Origin of the sequence: Neobacillus niacini (assembly GCF_036961885.1) — a bacterium.
GTDB classification, from domain to species: domain Bacteria; phylum Bacillota; class Bacilli; order Bacillales; family Cytobacillaceae; genus Neobacillus; species Neobacillus niacini_H.
Window position 1 is genome coordinate 20,390 of the sequence record NZ_JBALNQ010000038.1, and the last position, 2,294, is coordinate 22,683.

Sequence of the window (2,294 nt, forward strand, 5' to 3'; positions counted from 1 at the left end):
CAGCCAAGTTTAACACAGCTTTATGTTAATAAACCGGAGTTATTACGATTTATATTTGAAAAATTTTTAGAATTAAGTTTATAAAAAAATATAATACGTAACGATTACGATTTCCTTATGTATCTTACAAAAAAATTACCCTAATTGCAAGCATAACTTTTATACATCAATTAAAAATTTATGTATGATAAGTAAGTAAAAACAAAGATGAGGTGGGATAAACATGAATGACTCAAAATTACTAAATGAAATCCTGGATTATAATCAAAAATTTGTTGAAAGCCGAGAATATGAGAAGTATGAAACAACAAAATTTCCGAATAAACGAACAGTTATTCTAACTTGCATGGATACAAGACTATTGGAATTATTACCTAAGGCTATGAACTTAGGGAATGGCGACGTAAAGACAATCAAAAATGCAGGGGCACTCGTTTCACATCCATTTGGAAGTATCATGAGGAGTATTCTTATTGCCGTTTATCAGCTTCAGGCAGAGGAAGTCCTCGTAATCGCACACTATGATTGTGGGATGAGTGGATTAAAGCCTGAACCGGTGATAGAAAGTATGAAGAATCGAGGGGTAACAGAGGAAACGATAGATACCCTTTCCTATTCGGGTATTAATATCAATAAATGGCTGCATGGATTTGACAACGTCACAGATAGTGTGGAGCATAGTGTGGGAGTAATCAAAAATCACCCACTTATGCCAAAAGGTGTACCTGTACACGGTCTAGTTATTGACCCTAAAACAGGAAAGCTTGATTTGGTTGTGGATGGGTATAATCACTAAAGTTCTTTTTTTTCTGGAACAGGGTCAAGCCCACCTGGATGGAAGGGATGACATTTTAAAATTCTCTTAAGCGTTAGCCAGCCTCCCTTTAGAGCACCAAACCGTTGAACGGCTTCTAATCCATAATGTGAACAGGTAGGATAGAAACGGCAGGTTGGAGGTTTTATGGGTGAAATCACAACTTGGTAAAAGCGAATGATCGAAATAAATATTTTTTTTAGCATAGGTACACCCCTCTCAATCAGATTACTTAAAAGATATCATAGATAGAAAAAAACGTCTAAATTGTTAAATATGCCTATGTAGATGAAAAAACTCGGAATTTAATGTATGATAATTGATAGATGTAAAAAAGGGAGTGGAGAATATTGCCTTCAGTAGAAAGCTTTGATTTAGATCATAATGCTGTTAAAGCCCCTTATGTTAGACATTGTGGGGTCCATAAGGTAGGAAGTGACGGTATTGTTAATAAATATGATATCCGCTTTTGTCAGCCCAATAAACAGGCCATGAAGCCAGATGTCATTCATACGTTAGAACATTTACTTGCATTCAATCTTCGTGCACATTCAGAAAAATATGATCACTTTGATATCATCGATATTTCACCAATGGGCTGTCAAACAGGTTATTATTTAGTTGTCAGTGGGGAGCCAACCGTTGAAGAAATTATTGACCTTCTAGAAGATACTATGAAGGATGCAGTTGAAATTATTGAAATACCTGCAGCAAATGAAAGACAATGCGGTCAAGCGAAGCTCCATGATTTAGAAGGCGCAAAGCGGTTAATGCGTTTTTGGCTGGAGCAAAGTAAAGAAGACTTAAAACAAGTTTTTGCATAGAAAAAAAGAAATTCCTATTCGAGTTGAATAGGAATTTCTTATTTATTCTCATCTTCTAGTTTTTCGTTCTTTAAATAGGGATTATCATCAATTGGATCGACAGTGTGTTTAAAAGTATAGGCTTTTGAAGTAGTAATAACTGCCAATAACAGCACAACGATAATAATGATAATGCTTACCACAAATATTGTATACATTTTATTCCTCTCCTTTTACCTTCTATTTTACCATGATTTTATTCGACTTTAACAAAAAAAGAAACTGCAGTCTGCAGTTCCTTTAACCGTGGTATGTAGTTTATTAATGAATATTCCTTGGATGGTAATTATGGGTACGCTGCTGTCCGTACTCTTCCTGTGCAAATTTTCCTTTCAAGCTTTCAATTAAATAAAGTCCCATTAAATCGTATAATTCCTGCTTATCCATCTCTTTAATCAAATGAAGAAGATCTTCATGTGACATTTCTTCTAAGAAGGCGAATGCTAACATATCAATATCCTCTTCATCACCTGTAAGCTTATCGCGATACATCTGAAATAATTCATCGACTAATCTCATTTTGTTCACCTCCATAGAATTTTGAAATTTTATCCTTACTTATTCAATTCCCCTTATGATGAAAAATATCCTCTATAGCTGAAGCAAAAGATTTTAAA

General features: G+C 34.5%; 5 protein-coding genes. 2 read left to right on the forward strand and 3 right to left on the reverse strand.

Features of this window, described 5'->3' with window-relative positions:
• The first annotated feature begins 223 nt into the window (after window positions 1-223).
• Complete coding sequence (locus tag V7124_RS16790; protein WP_335491217.1) at window positions 224-796, forward strand: beta-class carbonic anhydrase; 573 nt, start codon at window positions 224-226, stop codon at window positions 794-796.
• Here V7124_RS16790 and yidD read toward each other — a convergent pair.
• Window positions 793-1,020, reverse strand: coding sequence for a membrane protein insertion efficiency factor YidD (gene yidD / locus V7124_RS16795; protein WP_335416965.1), 228 nt, complete (start codon window positions 1,018-1,020; stop codon window positions 793-795). The genes V7124_RS16790 and yidD overlap by 4 nt on opposite strands.
• Window positions 1,021-1,164: 144 nt before the next feature.
• Between yidD and V7124_RS16800 the strand changes: the two genes are divergently transcribed.
• Entirely contained in the window at window positions 1,165-1,638 is a 474-nt protein-coding gene (locus V7124_RS16800; protein WP_335416967.1) for an S-ribosylhomocysteine lyase, read from the forward strand.
• 38 nt (window positions 1,639-1,676) lie between these two features.
• Here the strand turns inward: V7124_RS16800 and ytzI are convergent, their stop codons facing one another.
• Window positions 1,677-1,835, reverse strand: coding sequence for a YtzI protein (ytzI, locus tag V7124_RS16805; RefSeq protein ID WP_335416969.1), 159 nt, complete (start codon window positions 1,833-1,835; stop codon window positions 1,677-1,679).
• Window positions 1,836-1,938: 103 nt separating this feature from the next.
• Window positions 1,939-2,196, reverse strand: a complete 258-nt coding sequence (locus tag V7124_RS16810) for a DUF6154 family protein (RefSeq protein ID WP_335416972.1) — start codon at window positions 2,194-2,196, stop codon at window positions 1,939-1,941.
• Between the last annotated feature and the right edge of the window lie 98 nt (window positions 2,197-2,294).